The sequence below is a fragment of the Kitasatospora arboriphila genome, assembly GCF_039528095.1.
In the GTDB taxonomy this organism is placed as follows: domain Bacteria; phylum Actinomycetota; class Actinomycetes; order Streptomycetales; family Streptomycetaceae; genus Kitasatospora; species Kitasatospora arboriphila.
Genome location: NZ_BAAALD010000001.1, coordinates 18287 through 36338, shown reverse-complemented (window position 1 = coordinate 36338; position 18052 = coordinate 18287). Strand labels below are relative to the sequence as shown.

20 protein-coding genes are annotated in these 18052 nt (G+C 74.8%); 10 read left to right on the top strand and 10 right to left on the bottom strand.

The window, feature by feature from the left end; genetic code table 11:
* Nucleotides 1-6: 6 nt before the first annotated feature.
* Entirely contained in the window at nt 7-1662 is a 1656-nt protein-coding gene (locus tag ABD353_RS00190) for an RICIN domain-containing protein (protein ID WP_344621367.1), read from the bottom strand.
* A 310-nt stretch (nt 1663-1972) separates the two neighbouring features.
* A complete protein-coding gene (locus ABD353_RS00185) occupies nt 1973-2242 on the bottom strand; it encodes a chaplin (protein WP_411543752.1) in 270 nt (89 codons plus the stop codon).
* 313 nt (nt 2243-2555) lie between these two features.
* Here ABD353_RS00185 and ABD353_RS00180 point away from each other — a divergent pair, with 313 nt between their 5' ends.
* From ABD353_RS00180 to ABD353_RS00165, 4 genes are all read left to right on the top strand, one after another.
* On the top strand, nt 2556-2798 hold the full coding sequence (locus ABD353_RS00180) for a chaplin (RefSeq protein WP_344621366.1): 243 nt from the start codon (nt 2556-2558) through the stop codon (nt 2796-2798).
* A gap of 301 nt (nt 2799-3099) precedes the next feature.
* Nucleotides 3100-3342 carry a chaplin gene (locus ABD353_RS00175; protein ID WP_344621365.1) on the top strand — a complete coding sequence of 81 codons (243 nt, stop codon included), beginning with the start codon at nt 3100-3102 and terminating at the stop codon, nt 3340-3342.
* 108 nt (nt 3343-3450) lie between these two features.
* Entirely contained in the window at nt 3451-3720 is a 270-nt protein-coding gene (locus tag ABD353_RS00170) for a chaplin (RefSeq protein WP_344621364.1), read from the top strand.
* A 115-nt stretch (nt 3721-3835) separates the two neighbouring features.
* Nucleotides 3836-4225 carry a hypothetical protein gene (locus ABD353_RS00165; RefSeq protein ID WP_344621363.1) on the top strand — a complete coding sequence of 130 codons (390 nt, stop codon included), beginning with the start codon at nt 3836-3838 and terminating at the stop codon, nt 4223-4225.
* A 111-nt stretch (nt 4226-4336) separates the two neighbouring features.
* On the opposite strand, the gene ABD353_RS00160 is transcribed toward ABD353_RS00165, so the two are convergent.
* Complete coding sequence (locus ABD353_RS00160) at nt 4337-4987, bottom strand: hypothetical protein (RefSeq protein WP_344621362.1); 651 nt, start codon at nt 4985-4987, stop codon at nt 4337-4339.
* Between the two features lie 307 nt (nt 4988-5294).
* On the opposite strand from ABD353_RS00160, the gene ABD353_RS00155 reads away from it, so the two are divergent.
* The 3 genes from ABD353_RS00155 (at nt 5295) to ABD353_RS00145 (ending at nt 6657) form a co-directional block, all read left to right on the top strand.
* The gene (locus ABD353_RS00155; RefSeq protein ID WP_263104826.1) at nt 5295-5639 is read left to right on the top strand and encodes a rodlet layer protein; all 345 of its coding nucleotides are present in this window, start codon (nt 5295-5297) and stop codon (nt 5637-5639) included.
* Between the two features lie 156 nt (nt 5640-5795).
* Nucleotides 5796-6143 carry a hypothetical protein gene (locus ABD353_RS00150; RefSeq protein ID WP_030267856.1) on the top strand — a complete coding sequence of 116 codons (348 nt, stop codon included), beginning with the start codon at nt 5796-5798 and terminating at the stop codon, nt 6141-6143.
* Nucleotides 6144-6399: 256 nt separating this feature from the next.
* Nucleotides 6400-6657, top strand: a complete 258-nt coding sequence (locus ABD353_RS00145) for a hypothetical protein (RefSeq protein WP_344621361.1) — start codon at nt 6400-6402, stop codon at nt 6655-6657.
* Between the two features lie 90 nt (nt 6658-6747).
* On the opposite strand, the gene hemB is transcribed toward ABD353_RS00145, so the two are convergent.
* From hemB to ABD353_RS00110, 7 genes are all read right to left on the bottom strand, one after another.
* Nucleotides 6748-7728 carry a porphobilinogen synthase gene (gene hemB / locus ABD353_RS00140; RefSeq protein ID WP_344621360.1) on the bottom strand — a complete coding sequence of 327 codons (981 nt, stop codon included), beginning with the start codon at nt 7726-7728 and terminating at the stop codon, nt 6748-6750.
* Nucleotides 7729-7792: 64 nt separating this feature from the next.
* Entirely contained in the window at nt 7793-9439 is a 1647-nt protein-coding gene (locus ABD353_RS00135; RefSeq protein ID WP_344621359.1) for a bifunctional uroporphyrinogen-III C-methyltransferase/uroporphyrinogen-III synthase, read from the bottom strand.
* Nucleotides 9436-10434: a hydroxymethylbilane synthase gene (hemC, locus tag ABD353_RS00130; protein ID WP_344621514.1), complete on the bottom strand. Its 999-nt coding sequence runs from the start codon at nt 10432-10434 to the stop codon at nt 9436-9438. The genes ABD353_RS00135 and hemC overlap by 4 nt, the downstream gene beginning before the upstream one ends.
* 41 nt (nt 10435-10475) lie before the next feature.
* Nucleotides 10476-11822, bottom strand: a complete 1347-nt coding sequence (locus ABD353_RS00125; RefSeq protein WP_344621358.1) for a glutamyl-tRNA reductase — start codon at nt 11820-11822, stop codon at nt 10476-10478.
* Complete coding sequence (locus ABD353_RS00120) at nt 11819-12736, bottom strand: redox-sensing transcriptional repressor Rex (RefSeq protein WP_344621357.1); 918 nt, start codon at nt 12734-12736, stop codon at nt 11819-11821. Before ABD353_RS00120 ends, ABD353_RS00125 begins: the two co-directional genes overlap by 4 nt.
* 101 nt (nt 12737-12837) lie before the next feature.
* Nucleotides 12838-13551: a 3'-5' exonuclease gene (locus ABD353_RS00115; protein ID WP_344621356.1), complete on the bottom strand. Its 714-nt coding sequence runs from the start codon at nt 13549-13551 to the stop codon at nt 12838-12840.
* Between the two features lie 207 nt (nt 13552-13758).
* Nucleotides 13759-14034, bottom strand: a complete 276-nt coding sequence (locus ABD353_RS00110; RefSeq protein WP_344621355.1) for a glutaredoxin family protein — start codon at nt 14032-14034, stop codon at nt 13759-13761.
* Nucleotides 14035-14142: 108 nt separating this feature from the next.
* Between ABD353_RS00110 and ABD353_RS00105 the strand changes: the two genes are divergently transcribed.
* From ABD353_RS00105 to ABD353_RS00095, 3 genes are all read left to right on the top strand, one after another.
* Entirely contained in the window at nt 14143-15192 is a 1050-nt protein-coding gene (locus tag ABD353_RS00105) for an HAD family hydrolase (RefSeq protein WP_344621354.1), read from the top strand.
* A gap of 509 nt (nt 15193-15701) precedes the next feature.
* Nucleotides 15702-16574, top strand: coding sequence for an ECF subfamily RNA polymerase sigma factor, BldN family (locus ABD353_RS00100; RefSeq protein WP_344621353.1), 873 nt, complete (start codon nt 15702-15704; stop codon nt 16572-16574).
* Nucleotides 16575-16829: 255 nt separating this feature from the next.
* Entirely contained in the window at nt 16830-18035 is a 1206-nt protein-coding gene (locus tag ABD353_RS00095; RefSeq protein ID WP_344621352.1) for a DUF5667 domain-containing protein, read from the top strand.
* Nucleotides 18036-18052: the final 17 nt, after the last annotated feature.

Genomic DNA, 18052 nt, shown 5'->3' with positions numbered 1-18052 from the left:
CGGTGGTCAGTTCGGGAGGTAGGAGATGCCGAGCTTGTCGAGCTGCCAGAGCTGGTCGGGGGTGCCGGTGTCCTGGGCGAGGGCGAGGGTGCGGTTGCCCTGGGGGTCGAGGGTGGTGGTGGCGGTGACGAGCTTGGTGCGGTCCTGGGAGTCGGCGATCCGGTAGCGGCCGTCCGCGGTGGGCAGCAGCAGCCAGTGCTGGTTGCCGCCGCCGTGGCAGTGCCACTGGACGAGCCGGGTGCCGGGGGCGGTGGAGCCGCCGGTGGCGTCCAGGCACATGGACGTGTTGGCGGTGGAGGCGAGTTCGAAGCTGCCGCCGACCGCCGCGCGCAGCAGGAAGGACTGGTTGAGGCCGCCGGTCGGCCGGTAGGTGATGGCGGCCCGCCCGTCGGTGGCGTCGCCGTAGGTGCCGCCGCCGGCGATGTCGAGGGCCCGGCCGGTGGCCGCGTCGGTGAGCCGGTACCAGGAACCGTCCTCGGGGGTGTCCGGGAAGGGCTGTCCGGCGGTCAGCGGGGCGATCGAGGTGGTGTTCGTCCGGTCGAGCGAGCAGTAGGCCTGGTCGAGCGCGGGCCGGCGGTAGAACTGGGCGAGGCAGGCGGCCTCGCCGCGGTAGCCGGCCACCCGCAGGTGGTACGACTGCCGGACCATGTTCATGCACACCCCGGGGATCCCGATCTCCTGGTCGCAGCCGTTGCGGGTGCGCTCGGAGACGTCGATGACGTCGCCGTTGGTGTACTCGTACGGCGAGCTCGTCCAGCGGGCGCAGACCTCGTGGCCGTAGCTGACCCGCCGCTGGTCGAGGTAGCGCACGCCGGGCACCCGGCCGGCCGCCTCGCGCAGCGCGTCGCTGAAGGCCGGGACGACCAGGTTGTGGCCCCAGGCGAGGTCCTCGGGGAAGGCCGGGCAGCCGTCCGCGATCTTGCCGAGGTAGTCGTTGCGCCGGATGTCGGGCGTGATCGGCGTGAAGTACGACTGGTAGACCAGCTGGTAGGAGGAGTCGGCGTAGCCGGCCCGGCGCATGGTGGCCCGGACGTTGGTCAGCGCGGCGGCGACCTTGGGCTTGACCCGCTCGGCGCGGGCGGCGATCTCGGCGGTGCCGATGGTGTCCCGGCAGCCCTGCGACTTGGGCACCGGGAAGTACTGGCCGAGGCAGGCGAGCATGATGCCGCTGAAGTCGAAGTCGTCGTTGGCGCCGATCGTGACGACCACCATCTTCACGTCGTACTCGGCCGCGGCGTCGGCGAGTTGGACGTCCTGCTTGGGCTCGCCGAAGTCGCCGCCGCCCGGTCCGGTGATCTTCGCCAGCTCGGGGTCGCTGACCAGGTCGCCGGTCTGTGCGCCGGAGCAGGCGAGGTCGAGCGGGACGAGGTCGGGGAGTCCGGTGAGGAAGATCTCCGACCTGGTGGAGCGGTGGCAGTAGTTGCCGGGGGTGTCGGTGCCGGGCACGTAGTCGTCGCCGGTGTCGGTGCCGGCGCCCTCGCCGGAGATGGCGCTGTCGCCGAGGGCGACGATCGCGGCGGGGCGGGCCCCGACACCGTCGGCGGCCCGGGCGGGGGCGGCGGCCGGCAGGCCGGCGAGGCCGAGGACGGCGGCGAGCAGGGCGGCGGCCGGAAGTCCGGCGGCGCGGCGTCTGCGGAGGCCGGGCAGGGGTGAGCTTCTCACGCGTGACTCCCGTGGGGGTGGGGGCCGCACGGCGGGGACCGGGCGGTGGAGCGGTGCGTGGTGCCGGTGGTGCGTGGTGCTGGTGCCGGTGGCGCGGTCCCGCGGCGCGGCTGTGGGGCCGGGGCGCGGAACTCCGGTGCGGGACAGAAAATATGAGCCAGGCTCACATGCTAGGAACTGACACCTCGTCCAACAAGCCTCGGCGCACGACGGAACGGGCCGCCGCCCGGCCCCAGGAGGAAGGGGCGCGGGCGGCGGCCCGGTGCGTGCGGACCCGGCCGGCGGACCGGCCGTCGGGCGTGGGACCCGGTCAGCCGACGTTCGCGCAGGAGTTGCCGAACGCCGGGTTCAGCAGGCCGATGACGTCGATCGAGTTGCCGCACAGGTTGACCGGCACGTGCACCGGAACCTGGATGTTGTTGCCCGAGGCGACACCCGGGGAACCGGCCGCGACGCCCTCGGCCCCGGCGCTCGCCATGGCGGTGCCGGCACCGGCAGCGACGATGCCCACAACGGCGGCGCCGACAGCGGCGGCCTTCTTGACGCTCATATGAGTCTCCTCGTAGTTCAGGTCTTCCATGGGCCGCTCGGGTGGACCGCTCGGGCTCCGCACGGAAGGGCACGGGGCGTGCACCGGGCCCAACGAGGCCTGCTCGGTGCGGTACCGAACAGACCGGCACATTCACCCGGACGTAGTAGTGAAGGCATTCGGGTGATCGTGGGATCAGCCCGTTTCCCCCGGCGGCCGCGGTCGTTCTTCCCTGCGTACCGGCTCGACCGGTCCGGCCCGGGGATCCCGGTCCGGCCGGCCCCTCCCGCCCGGGCGGGCCCGCGGCGCCCCACGGCCCGCGGCACGCCAGGCGCGGGACTCGCGAACAGAAAGAGACTGCACCATGCGCAAGATCGCCTACGGCGCGCTCGGCACCGCGGCCGCGGCCGCCATGCTGTTCGGCGGCGCGGCCACCGCGTCCGCCTCGGGCGCGACGGCCGAGGGCGTCGCCGCCGGCTCCCCCGGTGTGCTGTCCGGCAACCTGCTCCAGGTCCCGGTGCACGTCCCGGTCAACGTCTGCGGCAACACCGTCAACGTGATCGGCCTGCTGAACCCCGCGTTCGGCAACGCCTGCGCCAACATCTGACCCCGGTCCGCCCTCCGGCGGCCCCGCCGGCCCGCGGGCCGGCCCCAGGACTCCCAGGAGCAGCCGCGAGGCGCCTCCTGGCGGCGCCGCGGTGCCACCGGATTCCCGGCCGTGCGGGAACCGGTGGCGGCGCACACGACCGCATGCGGCCGACGGCTCGCCCAAGCCACGGGCGACACGCGCCAGTTGAGCCGCGGGGGTGACAATCACGGAGCATCCAGGAAATGTCGGGCGATGATTTCGATTCGCCCGGCGCCCGGCGTCCACCAGGAAATCCGGGCACGAACCTAAGGACAATTCCATGCGCACGTTCAAGAAGGCCACCGTCCTCACCGTCGCCGCCGTCGGCCTGGTCGCCTCCGGCGCCGGCGTCGCCGCCGCCAGCTCCGGCGCCGAGGGCGTCGCCGCCGGCTCCCCCGGCGTGCTGTCCGGCAACCTCGTCCAGGTCCCGGTGCACGTCCCGGTCAACCTGTGCGGCAACACCGTCAACGTGATCGGCGCCCTGAACCCGGCGTTCGGCAACTCCTGCGCCAACGCCGGCTGACCAGCCGTCGGCTGACGCCGTCCCCGTGCCCCCCCCCCCCCCCCCCGGGGAGCCGTCCCCGCCGGGTGCGGCGCACCCTCCCCGTGTGTGATTAGGAGATCGACTCCCATGCAGAACGTGAAGAAGGCCGCCGTTCTCACCGCCGCGGCCGGCATCGTGCTCGGCGGCGCGGGCGCCGCCAGCGCCAGTTCCGGCGCGCAGGGCGTCGCGGCGGGCTCGCCCGGCGTGCTGTCCGGCAACCTGCTCCAGGTGCCGGTGCACGTGCCGGTGAACGTCTGCGGCAACTCGGTCAACGTGGTCGGCCTGCTGAACCCGGCGTTCGGCAACACCTGCGCCAACGTGGACGCGCCGCCGGAGGTCAAGGAGGAGGACTGCTGATCACCGCGATCGGCACGACTCGTGCGTCTGCCCCCCGGCCGCCGGCCGGGGGGCAGTTCGCGTAGCCGCGGCGGACCGGCCGGCGGCCACCCATCCCACCGACAGAAGGATCCCCATGGTGCTGAAGACGGCCCGAACCGGACTGCTGGCCGCGCTCGGCGCGGCCGCCGCGGTGGGCGCGGCTGCCGGCCCGGCCGCTGCCGCCGAGCAGACCGCCCCGGCCGGACTGCCCCGGCCCACCGCCCAGTTGCAGTCCCCCGACACCGGGCAGGTGGTCGGCGGCACGACCGGTGCGCTCGGCTACGCGGTGGCCCCGGTGAAGAACCTGCGGCTCGACCCGTGGGCGCAGTCCTCCGCGGACGTGCTGAACAACGGCGTGGCCGTCCAGCCCGACAACGGGGTGCCGGCGGTGGGCACCGCACCGCTGACCTCGCCGCTGAGCGCGGGCGGCGGCCCGCAGAGCCTGCCGGTGGTCGGCCCGGCGCTCGGCCTGCTGCCCGGCTGAGCGGCGGCCGTCCGCGGACACGGCGGCACGGCGGGAGCCCGGCACCCTCGGGGGTGCCGGGCTCCCGCCCCCCCGGGGCGGGCCCCCCCCCCCGGCGTTCCGCCGCACGGATCAGAACGCGGGCTGCGCCAGCACCTCGGAGGAGAGCGCCCCGGTGGCGGCCGCGGTCAGGTTGCCGACGGTGTCGGTGACCGAGACCCGCTGGTCGTCGCCGCCGAGCGAGGCCTTGGCGCCGGGTACCGCCTGCACCGGCGCGGTGACCAGCTGCGGGTCCAGCTCGCCGAAGGAGAGCGCGCCGTCCGCGAACTCGCCGCTGTGGTCGGTCGCGTAGCGCAGCGGCTGGCCGAGCTCCAGGGCCGGGCCGGCCGTCCGGATCGGGGCGGCGGGCACGTTGAGGACGGCCTGGCCGAGCTCGGTGCTCTGGTCGGCGGCGGGCAGCGGCACCACCGCGTCGACGGCCGGGCCGACCCGGCCGGCGTTGACCGCGGGGACGATCCGGTCCGGGACGAGCTGGGCGCCCGGGTGCTCCTCGGGCACCGGCGGCTGCAGCGGCGAGGCGGGCAGCCCGCCGGAGAGCGTTCCGGTCTGGGTGAGCAGCGGCAGCGGCACGTTGAACGGCACCTCCTGGCCCGCCAGGCCGTTCTCGACGGCCGCCACCTCGCCGGGGGTCATCGGCCGGGCCTCGGCCGCGCCCTGCGCGGAGACGACGCCGGCACCGACCGCGAGCAGCAGGGCGCCGGTCGCCCGCTTGGAGAGCTTCATGCAATTCACCGTTCTGTCCGAGTGCGTTCTACCGGGGCGGTTCCGCAGGAAGAGCCCCGCGGAAAAGCAATCTGCGCAACGACCGACCACCGGCGTGATTGCGTCGGTTAACCGCTACGGGCTAATAGTCGGACTGGAATACCGCCGACCTGATGATCAATCAGACGCCTGCGAAGAATCTGCGTAACTTTCCCGGCGGTCACTCTTTGAATGGGATGTCGCAGCTCGACGGCGACGCGACCGGATCAGACCAACACCGCGCACGGCCGCCGAGCCGCCGCACCCGAGCGTTTCAGAGAGGTATCCCATGCTGAAGAAGACCTTCGCGGGCCTCGGCCTGGCAGCCGCCGCCCTCGCCACCGCCGCGGCCCCGGCCGGCGCGATCGGCAACGCGGACGGCTCCGCCGGCTCGATCCAGGGCAACGGCGGCACCAACGCCACCGGCACCTGGGGCAACCACAGCCCCAACTTCCACTTCGCCGACAACCCGAACGTCTGCCTCCCCGAGATCCACAACATCGGCGTGGCCGTGCTCGGCGTGGCGGTCCCGGTCGAGGTCGACGCCCTCAACAACCAGCCCAAGCAGACCTGCGTGGTCGGCCAGGGCACCCTCGGCAGCGGCGACGGCGGCGTCTCCCACCTGATCGGCTGACGCCCGCCCGCTGCGCCCGCGGGGCCCGTGCGCCCCGCCCCCGCACCTCCCGGTGCGGCCGCTCCCCCGGTCGCACCGGCGCAGAACGGCCGGCGTGAGCCACCCGCCGGACCGAGGCTCCACTCCCTACCGAAGATCCCACGAAGGAACGCAGAAATGATCAAGAAGGCTCTCGCCGCCGCCGGCGTCGCCGCCGCCGGTGTCGCCATGGCCGCCGCCCCCGCGATGGCGATCGGCGACGCCGACGGTGCTGCCACCTCCATCCAGGGCAACGGCGGCACCAACGCCACCGGCACCACCGGTGACCACAGCCCGAACTACCACACGCTGGACAACCCGAACCTCTGCCTGCCCGAGGTCCACAACATCGCGGTCGGCGCGGTCGTCGGCCTCGCCGTGCCGATCGAGGTCCCGGTCCTCAACAACCAGCCGCAGCAGACCTGCGTGGTGGGCCAGAACACCGTGGGCAGCGGCGACGGCGGCGTGTCCCACCTGATCGGCTGATCCTGCCGGTCCGATCTGCCGCCGGGCCCGGGGGAGCCGCTCCTCCGGGTCCGGCGGTTGCCGTTCCCCGGCCGGGCGTCCACCGGCCGGGCCGCGGTCACCCCTCCCCGGCCGTCCGCCGGGACCGCTCCGCACGGCGGTCCCGGCGGGGCGTCCGGGTGACGGTGTGTCGTACCGGGCGCGTGGTTGCCGGGCCGGGGCGGCTTGTTGTGATCAGTTGAGTCCGCATCACCGTCGTAGAGAGGACCCCTCCATCATGAAGAGCATGCTCGGCAAGGCCCTGCTGACCGCCGTCGGCGCCCTGGCCGTGGCCGGTGTCGCGGCGCCCGCCCAGGCGCACGTGGACGCGGGCGGCGGCGCCCACCTGGTCGCCACCGCCGACGACCCGTTCGTCGCGGGCGAGGGCCACGGCTGGGCCGAGACCAGCAACATCTCCGTGATCGGCCAGGAGTGGGGCTGGGCCACCAGCACGGCCATCGGCGGCGGCGCCGACGGCGAGGCCCACATCGGCTGACCCGGCCGTACAGGCACCGGAGGCCGGGCCGCGGAGATCCCGCGGCCCGGCCTCTTCGGGTGCGCCGCAAGGGGCGCGTGCCGGCGAGTCCTAGCGCAGCATGCCCGCGGCCTCGACCGCCCAGTAGGTGAGGATCTGCTCGGCGCCGGCCCGGCGGATCGAGGTGAGGGTCTCCATGATCATCCGCTCGCGGTCGACCCAGCCGTTGGCGGCGGCGGCCTCGACCATCGCGTACTCGCCGGAGACCTGGTACGCGGAGACCGGCACCGGGGAGGCGTCGGCGATCTGCCGCAGCACGTCCAGGTAGGCCATGGCCGGCTTCACCATGACCAGGTCGGCGCCCTCGGCGACGTCCAGCTCCAGCTCGCGCAGCGACTCGCGGGCGTTCGCCGGGTCCTGCTGGTACGCCTTGCGGTCGCCCTTGAGCGAGGAGCCGACCGCCTCGCGGAACGGCCCGAAGAAGGCCGAGGCGTACTTGGCGGTGTAGGCGAGGATGCCGGTGTCCTGGTGGCCGGCCTCGTCCAGGGCCCGCCGGACCACGCCGATCTGACCGTCCATCATCCCGGACGGCCCGACCAGGTGGACGCCGGCGTCGGCCTGCACCACGGCCATCTCGGCGTAGCGCTCCAGGGTGGCGTCGTTGTCGACCGAGCCGTCCGCGGCGAGCACGCCGCAGTGGCCGTGGTCGGTGTACTCGTCCAGGCAGAGGTCGGACATCACGATCAGCTGGTCGCCGACCTCGGCGACCACGTCGCGGATGGCCTGCTGCAGGATGCCGTCCGGGTTGGTGCCCTCGCTGCCGACGGCGTCCTGCACCTCGGGGACGCCGAACAGCATGATGCCGCCGAGGCCGGCCTCGGCGGCCTCCACGGCGGCCCGGCGCAGGGTGTCCCGGGTGTGCTGGACGACGCCCGGCATCGAGGTGATCGGCTTCGGCTCGGTGATGCCCTCGCGGACGAAGGCGGGAAGGATCAGTTCGGCCGGGTGCAGGCGGGTCTCGGCGACCAGCCGGCGCATCGCCGGGGTCGAGCGGAGGCGGCGCGGGCGTACGGTCGGGAATTCGGCGGACAACTGCTGCTTCTCTCTCACGACACGAAACCGCCGGGGAGGCTCGGGGCCTCCCCGGCGGCGGGGTTCAGCGGGCGGCCTTGCGGCGCGACCCGGGGCGGCGCTCGCTCGGCCGGTAGACCGGTTCGCCGGCGGCGACCGCGGTGTCCCGGCGCCGGGCGCCGAATTCGGCGAGGGCCTGGGCCAGCGCGGCGGCGGACGGCGCGGGCGCCATCACGTCGACCCGCAGGCCGTGCTCCTCGGCGGTCTTGGCGGTGGCCGGGCCGATGCAGGCGATCACCGTCACGTTGTGCGGCTTGCCGGCGATGCCGACCAGGTTCCGCACGGTGGACGACGAGGTGAAGAGGACCGCGTCGAAGCCGCCGCCCTTGATCGCCTCACGGGTCTCGGCCGGCGGCGGCGAGGCGCGCACGGTGCGGTACGCCGTGACGTCGTCGACCTCCCAGCCGAGCTCGACCAGGCCGGCCACGAGCGTCTCGGTGGCGATGTCGGCGCGCGGCAGCAGCACCCGGTCGATCGGGTCGAAGACCGGGTCGTACGGCGGCCAGTCCTCCAGCAGGCCGGCGGCGGACTGCTCGCCGGAGGGCACCAGGTCGGGCTTCACGCCGAAGTCGACCAGCGCCTGGGCGGTGGTCTCGCCGACCGCGGCGACCTTGATGCCAGCGAAGGCGCGGGCGTCCAGGCCGTACTCCTCGAACTTCTCCCGGACGGCCTTGACGGCGTTGACCGAGGTGAAGGCGATCCACTCGTAGCGGCCGGTCACCAGGCCCTTGATCGCCCGCTCCATCTGCTGCGGGGTGCGCGGGGGCTCCACCGCGATGGTCGGCACCTCCTGCGGGACGGCGCCGTAGCCGCGCAGCTGGTCGGAGAGGCCGTGCGCCTGCTCCTTCGTCCGCGGGACGAGGACGTTCCAGCCGAACAGCGGCTTGGTCTCGAACCAGGAGTGCGAGGCGCGGTGGGCGACCTGCTCGCCCACCACGGCTATCACCGGCGTCGCCGGGTCGACCGGGGCCGACACCGGGGAGGGCAGCACCCGGGCCGCCTTCAGGTCGGCGGCGATGCCGGCCAGCGTGGAGGTGAAGGTGCGCTGGCGGGTGGTGGTGCCCGACAGGGTGGCGGAGAGCGCGGCCTCCGGCTTGCGGCCGTTGGCGACCAGCGCGTTGGCGGTCGCCGGCAGCTGGCCGAGGGTGGTGCGGACGACCAGGGTGGTCTCCAGCGCGCCCAGGTCGACGCCGGCGCCGCCGAGCAGCGCCGCCGCGTCGACGAAGCGCACGTCCGCGCCCTGGCTGCTGCGCAGCGGCACACCGGCGTAGGCCGGGACGCCGACCGACTGGGCGACGCCCGGGATCACCTCGAAGGCGATCTCCGCGCCGGCGCAGCCGAGCATCTCCTCGGCCGCGCAGCCGTCCAGGCCGGGGTCGCCGTCGACGGTGCGCACCACGTGCTTGCCGGCGCGGACGGCGTCCGCGACGAGCTTGGCGACGTCGAGGCCCGCCTCCTCGGCGGGGTTGTGCACCTGGACGCCGGCCGGGCAGTGCGCGCGGACGGCGGCGGCGGTGAGCGGGTCGGCGATCAGCACGTCGGCGGAGGCCAGCACGTCGACCGCGCGGAGGGTGAGCAGACCGGGGTCGCCCGGGCCGGCTCCCAGGAAGGTGCAGCGGCCGGACGGCTGGGCCGGGCCGTTGGAGGGGCTGGTGGCGGCGGTGGGGCTCATCGGTTTCGCTCCCCCATCAGGCCGGCCGCCCCCTGGTCGAGCAGCCGGGCAGCCAGCGCGCGGCCGAGGGCCGCCGCCTGCTCCTCGGCCGTCCCGTCCAGGACGAGCGGGCCGGTGGCGGTCATTCTCAGCAGGGTGGCGCCGTCGGTGGTGCCGACCACGCCCTCCAGCCGCAGTTCGGTGCCGGCCCAGGTGGCCAGCGCGGCGACGGGCGCCGAGCAGCCGGCCTCCAGGGCGGCGAGCAGGGCGCGTTCGGCGACGACCGCGGCCCGGGTGGGCCGGTGGTCGAGCGCGGCGAGCTGCGCGGCGAGCGCGGCGTCCGTGCACTCGACGGCGAGGGCGCCCTGGCCGGGGGCCGGGACCATCAGCTCGGCGTCGAGGTGCTCGGTGATCTCGGCGCCGCGGCCGAGCCGGTTGAGGCCGGCGGTGGCGAGGACCACCGCGTCCAGCTCACCGGAGGCGACGTAGCCGATCCGGGTGTCGACGTTGCCGCGTATCGCGACCGTCTCCAGGGCGGTGCCGCGGGCGGCGGCCCAGGCGTTGAGCTGGGCCGTCCGGCGCGGGGAGCCGGTGCCGACGCGGGCGGCGCGGCCGCTGCCGGCGAGCTTCTCGACGAGTTCGCCGAGCGTCAGGCCGTCCCGGGCGACGAGGGCGTCGCGGGAGTCCTCGCGCTCCGGCACGGCCGCGAGCAGCAGGCCGGCCGGGGCGGCGGTGGGGAGGTCCTTCAGGGAGTGCACGGCGAGGTCGATACGGCCCTCCAGGAGGGCGTCGCGCAGCGCCGAGACGAAGACGCCGGTGCCGCCGATCTGCGCCAGCGCCTCGCGGGAGGTGTCGCCGTAGGTGGTGATCTCCACCAGTTCCACCGGGCGGCCGGTGACCCGGCTCACCTCGCGCGCGACCATGCCGGACTGCGCCATGGCGAGGGCGCTGCGCCGGGTGCCGAGGCGCAGCGGCTGCTCGGGGGCGCCCGGGGGGCTGCTCAGTTGACCATTCATGGGGTGCTCGTCCAGGTCGTGCCGGTGGGGGTTGACGGGGTTCATCCGGCCGCTCCGCCGCGGGGGGCGTGGCCGGTGCCCGGCGAGGCTGCCGGGGTGCCGGAGACGGCGTGCACGGCCGCCGGGTCCAGGTCGAAGAGCTCGCGCAGCGCGTCCGCGTAGGAGGCGCCGCCGGGCTCCGCGGCGAGCTGCTTGACCCGCACGGTGGGGGCGTGCAGCAGCTTGTCGACGACGCGGCGGACGGCCTGGCCGATCTCGGCGCGGGAGCGCTCGTCGAGGTCGGGCAGCCGGGACTCCAGCCGGGCGAGTTCGCCGCTGACGACGTCGGAGGCCATCGAGCGGAGCGCGACCACGGTGGGGGCGATCCGGGCGGCGCGCTGGGCGGCGCCGAAGGCGGCCACCTCGTCGGCGACGATGCCGGTGACGGCGTCGACGTCGGCGGCGCCGGGGCCGTCGGCCGAGTGCGCGTGCGAGAGGCTCTCGATGTCGACCAGCAGGGCGCCGGGCAGCTCGTGGACGTCGTGGTGGACGTCGCGCGGCATCGCCAGGTCGAGGAAGGCGAGCGGGCCGTCGCCGGTGCGGGCGGCGGCCGCGGCGGCGACCTGCTCGGCGGTGACGACCACGCCGGCCGCGCCGGTGCAGGAGACCACCAGGTCGACGTCGGCGAGCGCCTCGGGGACCTTGGCGAAGTCGACGGTGCGGCCGGTGCCGAGGATGGTGACCAGCCGCTCGGCGCGTTCGGCGGTGCGGTTGGCGATCAGCAGGTCGGTGACGCCGGAGCGCACCAGGGTGGCGGCGGCGAGCGAGCTCATCGAGCCGGCGCCGACGACCAGGACGCGCTTGCCGGCGATGGCGCCGGCGCCGGCGGCGACCTGCTCCAGGCCGAAGGTCACCAGGGACTGCCCGGCCTTGTCGATGCCGGTCTCGCTGTGGGCCCGCTTGCCGACCCGCAGGGCCTGCTGGAAGAGCTCGTTGAGGCCGCGGCCGGCGGTGTGCTCGTCCTGGGCGCGGGCCAGGGCGTCGCGCAGCTGGCCGAGGATCTGGCCCTCGCCGACGACCATCGAGTCCAGGCCGCAGGCCACCGAGAAGAGGTGGTGGACGGCGCGGTCCTCGTAGTGGACGTAGAGGTGGGCGGTGAGCTCCTCCAGGTCGACGCCGCTGTGGTGGGCGAGCAGCAGGGAGAGCTCGGCGACGCCGGCGTGGAACTTGTCCACGTCCGCGTAGAGCTCGATCCGGTTGCAGGTGTTGACCAGGGCGGCCTCGGCGACGGTGGCCGAGGCGGCGGCGTCGTGCAGCAGGCGGGTGGGGACCTCGCCGGTGAGGGCGGCGCGCTCCAGCACGCCGACCGGGGCGGTGCGGTGGCTCAGTCCGACGACGAGCAGGCTCATGCCGGCATCACCGCCGAGAGGTCGCCCTCGCCGCCGGCGGGGGTGGCGCCGCCGGCCTGGGCGGCGGTCTTGGCGGCCCGGCCCTGGGCGGACCGGTCGGTGCCCTTGGCGGGCTCCGCCTTGGTGGCGCCGCCCGCGGCGCGGCGCAGCTTGGCGGCCGCGGCGCGGACCGGGCCGGGGGCCCGGTCGAGGACGGAGTCGCCGCCGCCGGGCTCCTCGCCGGCCTTGCGCTGCTCGTGGAAGGCGAGGATCTGGAGCTCTATGGAGAGGTCGACCTTGCGCACGTCCACGCCGTCCGGGACGGTCAGCACGGTGGGGGCGAAGTTGAGGATGCTGGTGACGCCGGCCTCGACGAGCCGGTCACAGACCTGCTGGGCGGCGCCGGGCGGCGTGGTGATCACGCCGATGGAGACCTGCTGGCTCTCGACGATGGACTCCAGCTCGTCCATGTGCCGCACGGGCAGGCCCGCGGCGGTGGTGCCGACGACGCCGGGGTCGGCGTCGAGCAGGGCGGCGACCCGGAAGCCGCGGGAGGCGAAGCCGCCGTAGTTGGCGAGGGCGTGGCCGAGGTTTCCGATGCCGACGATGACGACCGGCCAGTCCTGGGTGAGACCCAGCTCACGGGAGATCTGGTAGACCAGGTACTCGACGTCGTAGCCGACGCCGCGGGTGCCGTAGCTGCCGAGGTAGGAGAAGTCCTTGCGGAGCTTGGCGGAGTTCACGCCGGCGGCGGCGGCCAGCTCCTCGGAGGAGACGGTGGGGACGGACCGCTCGGAGAGCGCGGTCAGGGCCCGCAGGTAGAGGGGGAGGCGGGCGACGGTCGCCTCCGGGATGCCCCGGGCACGCGAGGGTCGGCGCGCGGCGCCGGTGTCGGGCGCCTGCGAACTGCTCTGGGTGGGTCGGCCGATTGCCACGGTGCTCCCGAGGGTGAAGCTGGGCTTAGGCAGCCAGGCTATGCGTTTGTGAACGTGTGCACAAAGATGGTGTCCGATTTGTCCCTCCACAGTGATGCGCATCACTCACCTCCCTGCGGGGCCGTCGCCGATCCGGGGGCCACCGGAGCGCCTGCCCCGTGACCGGCCGCACCCTGCGGCCACGGGCCGGGCGCGGTCTCCCGGCGCAGCAGCGGGACGAGCTCGCCGCCCGCCAGCGAACGGGCCCGGCCGAGCCGCGGCCAGGGCACCGGCGCGGTGCCCCGGGGCGGCTCCGGGCGGTCGGCGGGCGGCAGCGCCCCGGCCCGGGCGTAGTGGCGGAGCAGGTCGGCGGAGGCCCGGGCGTCCCCCATCGCGGTGTGCGCCGGGTACCAGCCGAGGCCGGCCTCCCGGACGCAGGCGGTGAGGCCCCAGCCGACGGCGGCGGGCAGCCGGGTACGGGCCATGCGCATGGTGCACAGCAGCGGGACGGGCGGCAGCGGCACCCCGATCCGGGCGTACTCGCGCTCCAGGAAGGCGTGGTCGCAGGTGACGTGGTGGCCGACCATCACCCGGTCCGCGAGCAGGTCGAGCAGGTACGGGGCGACCTCGCGGAAGCGCGGGGCGCCGACCACGTCGTCCTGGGTGATCCGGTGCACGTGGGTGGGCCCGACCGGCCCGCCGGGGTCGATCAGGGTGGAGAAGGTCTCCTCGGTGCGGAGACCGTCGTCCAGCAGGACGACGGCGACCTCGACGACCCGGTGCCGCCAGGGGCTGCGGCCGGTGGCCTCGACGTCGACGACGGCATAGCCGCCCATCGCGTTCTCTCCTTCGCCTGCGGCCCCCGGCGGACACGAAACAGGCTCGATCGTAAGCCGACGAATTCACCGATTAGGCGGGTGATCTCTATCGGGTCGGCAACGATTCGGCTCCGCACCCCCGCCGATCGGCGGGGGTGCGGGCGGGCGCGGCGGCGGGCGGTGGTGGCGGACGGAGGTTCGGACGGTGCGCGGGCGCCGGCCGGATCAGGCGCCGAGGGCGGCGCGCAGACGGCGTTCGTCCACCCGCCAGAAGTCGTGCTGGCGGCCGTCGATCAGGGTCACCGGGATCTGCTCGGCGTACTGGTGGTACAGCGCCTCGTCCTGGGTGATGTCCTTCTCCTCGAAGGCGGCGCCGAGTTCGCCGGTGACCCGGACGAGGATCGTGCGGGCGTCGTCGCACAGGTGGCAGCCGGGCTTGCCGATCAGGGTCACCACCCGGTCGGCGGGCTTCTTGTTCTTGTCGCGTCGCAGCAGGCTCACCCGGCCATTGTGCGCCCGTGGCGCGGGTCACTGCGCCGATGCGCACCGTTAACGGCACCTGCACGCGGGCGTCACGGGAACCCCTTCCCGGCTGGCTATGCTCGGTCCATGGCCGCGCTACGAAGGCTCCACCTCGCAAGGCGTTCCCCCGACGAGCGGACCGCGCTGGCGGGCGAGGCCGCCGCCGACGCGGCCGAGGCCGGCCTGCTCGCGGTCACCGCGGGGCGCACGGACGGGGCCGGATCGGCCGCGGGCACGGAGAAGAGCGCGGAGAAGGCCGAGAAGACGGACAAGGCCGAGAAGGCCGAGAAGTCAGAGAAGGCCGAGAAGGCCGGACGCGGCAGGAAGGCCCCCGCCGAGGACCACACCCCGACGCCCGGCGACCCCCGGGCGGCCGCCTTCTTCGACTGCGACAACACGATCCTGCGCGGCGCCGCGATGTTCTACCTCGGCGTCGGACTGTACCGGCGGCGGTTCTTCACCCGCCGCGACGTGGCCCGCTTCGTCTGGCAGCAGACCTGGTTCCGGCTGCACGGCTCGGAGGACCCGGCGCACATCGCGGACGCCCAGGACACCGCGCTCGGCCTGGTCGCCGGCAAGCGGACGGCCGAGCTGGAGCAGATCTGCGAGGAGATCTTCGAGGAGGTCATCGCGGACAAGGTCTGGCCCGGCACCCGGGCGCTCGTCCAGATGCACCTCGACGCCGGGCAGCGGGTCTGGCTGGTCACCGCGGCCCCGCAGGAGATCGCCCGGATCATCGCCCGCCGGCTGGGCATGACCGGCGCCCTGGCCACCGTCGCCGAGACCTCGAACGGCGAGTACACCGGCCGGCTGGTGGGCGGCCTGCTGCACGGGCCGGCGAAGGCGGCCGCGGTGCAGGCGCTGGCCCGCCGCGAGCAGCTGGACCTCTCCCGTTGCGCGGCGTTCAGCGACTCCGCCAACGACATCCCGATGCTCAGCCTGGTCGGCCACCCCTACGTGGTGAACCCGGACGCCTCGCTGCGCCGGCACGCGCGGACGCACGGCTGGCGGGTCCGCGACTTCCGGACGGGCCGCAAGGCCGCCCGGGTCGGGCTGCCGGCCGCCGCCGGGCTCGGCGTCGCGGCGGGTGCCACGGCCGCGGCCCTGGCCGCCCACCGGCGCCGCCGCACCGCCTGAGCCCGCGGCCGCACCGCCCCGCCGCGCCGCCGCCGCATCCGGCCGGAACCGACCCGTCGTCACATGTGCCCTGGTCCGGGGCGGTTGCCGGGGCGTCCACCCGCGGCCCGTCAACTCCTCACACGTGCGGGCGACATCGGGCGGACGGCTGCGGTTCGCGCCTGCTTCACTCTTGACCGGATCCGATCGTTCGGCGCCTCGGGAAAGTTGTGGGTTACCGGGCCGCGAGGCAGGGAAAGCGCCCGTCCCTCACCCGAATCGGTCACACCGGGTTGCCATTCGATCACCCGGAGCGCGCTCCGGCCGGCCACCGACGATCAGTACCGGCTGAATATACGCGCCATCCGGATCCCAAACGACCAGTTCCGCCACAGGGTGTAGCCGTCATTGCACAAAGCGTTATCCTCTCCTGGATGCACGGCACCTGCGTGTCCCCCGGCGGGGGCATGGGGGCGTGCTCTCCGCGCAGGCGGAGGTGACCCGTCCACAGTTCTGCCTCTGGGAGTCCCGTGTACCCACCCGTCCGGAACGACGCGCCCACCACCTCCAGCCCGTCGACCGCCACCCTGCGCACCGGCGCCCGACTGGACCGGCTGTGGGCCGCCATCCGCGAGTTCCAGGTGCTCGGCCCCCAGCCCGTCCTCGCCGGCGCCGGCGCCCCCGTCGCGCCCGGCCCGCGCACCCTCCCCGCCGCCCGCCCGGCCGCCACCGGCACCCTGCTGCGCTCCACCGCCACCAGCGGCACCGCCGCGGGCGGCACCACGACCGGCACCCGCCGCGGCGTCGGCGCCCCGGCCCGCAGCCGCCCGCGCACCGACCGCGGCACCGAGACCGATCACAACCCGGTGATGGAGCTGGTCGAGCGCGCCCAGGCCGGCGAGAGCGAGGCCTTCGGCCGGCTCTACGACCAGTACTCGGACACCGTCTACCGGTACATCTACTACCGGGTCGGCAGCCGGGCCACCGCCGAGGACCTCACCAGCGAGACCTTCCTGCGGGCGCTGCGCCGGATCGGCACCTTCACCTGGCAGGGCCGGGACTTCGGCGCCTGGCTGGTGACCATCGCCCGCAACCTGGTGGCCGACCACTTCAAGTCCAGCCGGTTCCGGCTGGAGGTCACCACCGGCGAGATGCTGGACTCCAACGAGTGCGAGCGCAGCCCGGAGGAGTCCGTCCTGGAGTCGCTGGCCAACGCGGCCCTGCGGGACGCCGTGCGGCGGCTCAACCCCCAGCAGCAGGAGTGCGTCAACCTCCGGTTCCTGCAGGGGCTCTCGGTCGCCGAGACGGCGCGGATCATGGGTAAGAACGAGGGCGCCATCAAGACCCTGCAGTACCGCGCGGTGCGGACGCTGGCCCGCCTGCTGCCCCCGGACGCGCGGTGAGCCTGCTGCCGTGACGCCCCCAACCGACGGACCGTCACCCGGGCCCGTGCTCCGACACGGGCGGGTGAATGCGCGGTCACATGATCAGTCGTGCGTAACCGACTCCCGGCACCGCTCGTTGGCCAGCCTGGAAACCATCAACGGGCGTGCGGTCAAGCAGGTTCGGACCGCATCACCCGATGGTGTGGTTTCGGCCCGCCGAGACAACCCTCCGGCAGGCCACGGTGTCGACAACGACGAAGGGAGGTGTGGCCCGTGACGGCAAACGTGCTGGAGCACCGGCGGGCGAAGGCCTTCGCCGAGGCATTGGAGGCCCACCGGACGGACAACTCACCCGGCGGGGACGGACCCGACGGGAGCACACCGGGCGGTGCCCACCGCGCCGGATCGACCGCGATGGCCGAGCTGCTGGCCGTGGCGGACACCCTCGGGGAACTGCCCGTACCGGAGTTCTCCGCGGAGACCAAGGCGGTCCAACGGGCCCAGCTGATGGCCGCGTTCGAGCAGGCCTTCGCCGGGGGCGGCACCCCGGCGGTGCCGCGGCAGCGCGGGCACCGGGCCGCCCGGGCGGCCCGCGGGCGCTGGGGCCGCCGGCTCGCGATCGGCGGGCTGGTCGCGGGCGTCGCGGTCGGCGGTTTCGCCGGCGCCGCGGCCGCCAGCGGCGGTGCCCTGCCGGGCGACGCCCTGTACGGCATGAAGCGCGGCCTGGAGGGCCTCCGGCTGGACTGGGCCGGGTCCGACTCCGAGCGCGGCGCGCTGCTGCTGGAGCAGGCGACCACCCGGCTGGACGAGGCGCAGAGCCTGCTCCAGCGGTCGGGCTCGCCGGACACGCTGAGCCCCGACACGGTCGAGCAGGTCCGGCAGGCGCTGGACGACATGCACGCCGAGGCCCTCCGCGGCCGCGACCTGCTGCGTTCGGTGTACCGGAGCAACGGCTCGCTGGCGCCGATGCGCCAGCTCGCCACCTTCGCCTCGGGCCAGGACGACCGCTGGACGCGCCTGCACGACCGGCTGCCCGGCCAGCTCGGCCCGCAGGCCGACAAGGTCGACGAGCTGTTCGACGACATAAGCGAGGACGTCGCACCCCTGCACCTGGAGAAGCCCGGTCCGGGCGGCCAGCAGGGCACGGGGGCGGGCGACGGTCAGACCTCGGGGCAGGCGTCCGGCGGCGCCGTCCAGGGCGCCACGCAGGGCGGTTCGGGTGCGCCGACGGCGCACGGCACCGGCACCGCCCCGAACGGTGCCGCGCCGAGCACGGCCCCGCAGGGCGTCGGCGGTCTGGTCGACGGCCTCACCAACGGCCTGGGCGGCGGGCAGAGCGGCGCACCGGCCACCGGCGGCACGACCGGATCGGGCGCCTCCCCCGCCCCGAGCGGTTCGGCCACCGGGTCGTCGGAGGGTCAGGGGATCACCATCCCGCCGCTGATCCCCGGTCTGCTGCCCGGTCTCACGCTGGGCTGAGGCCGGCTCCGTCCCGA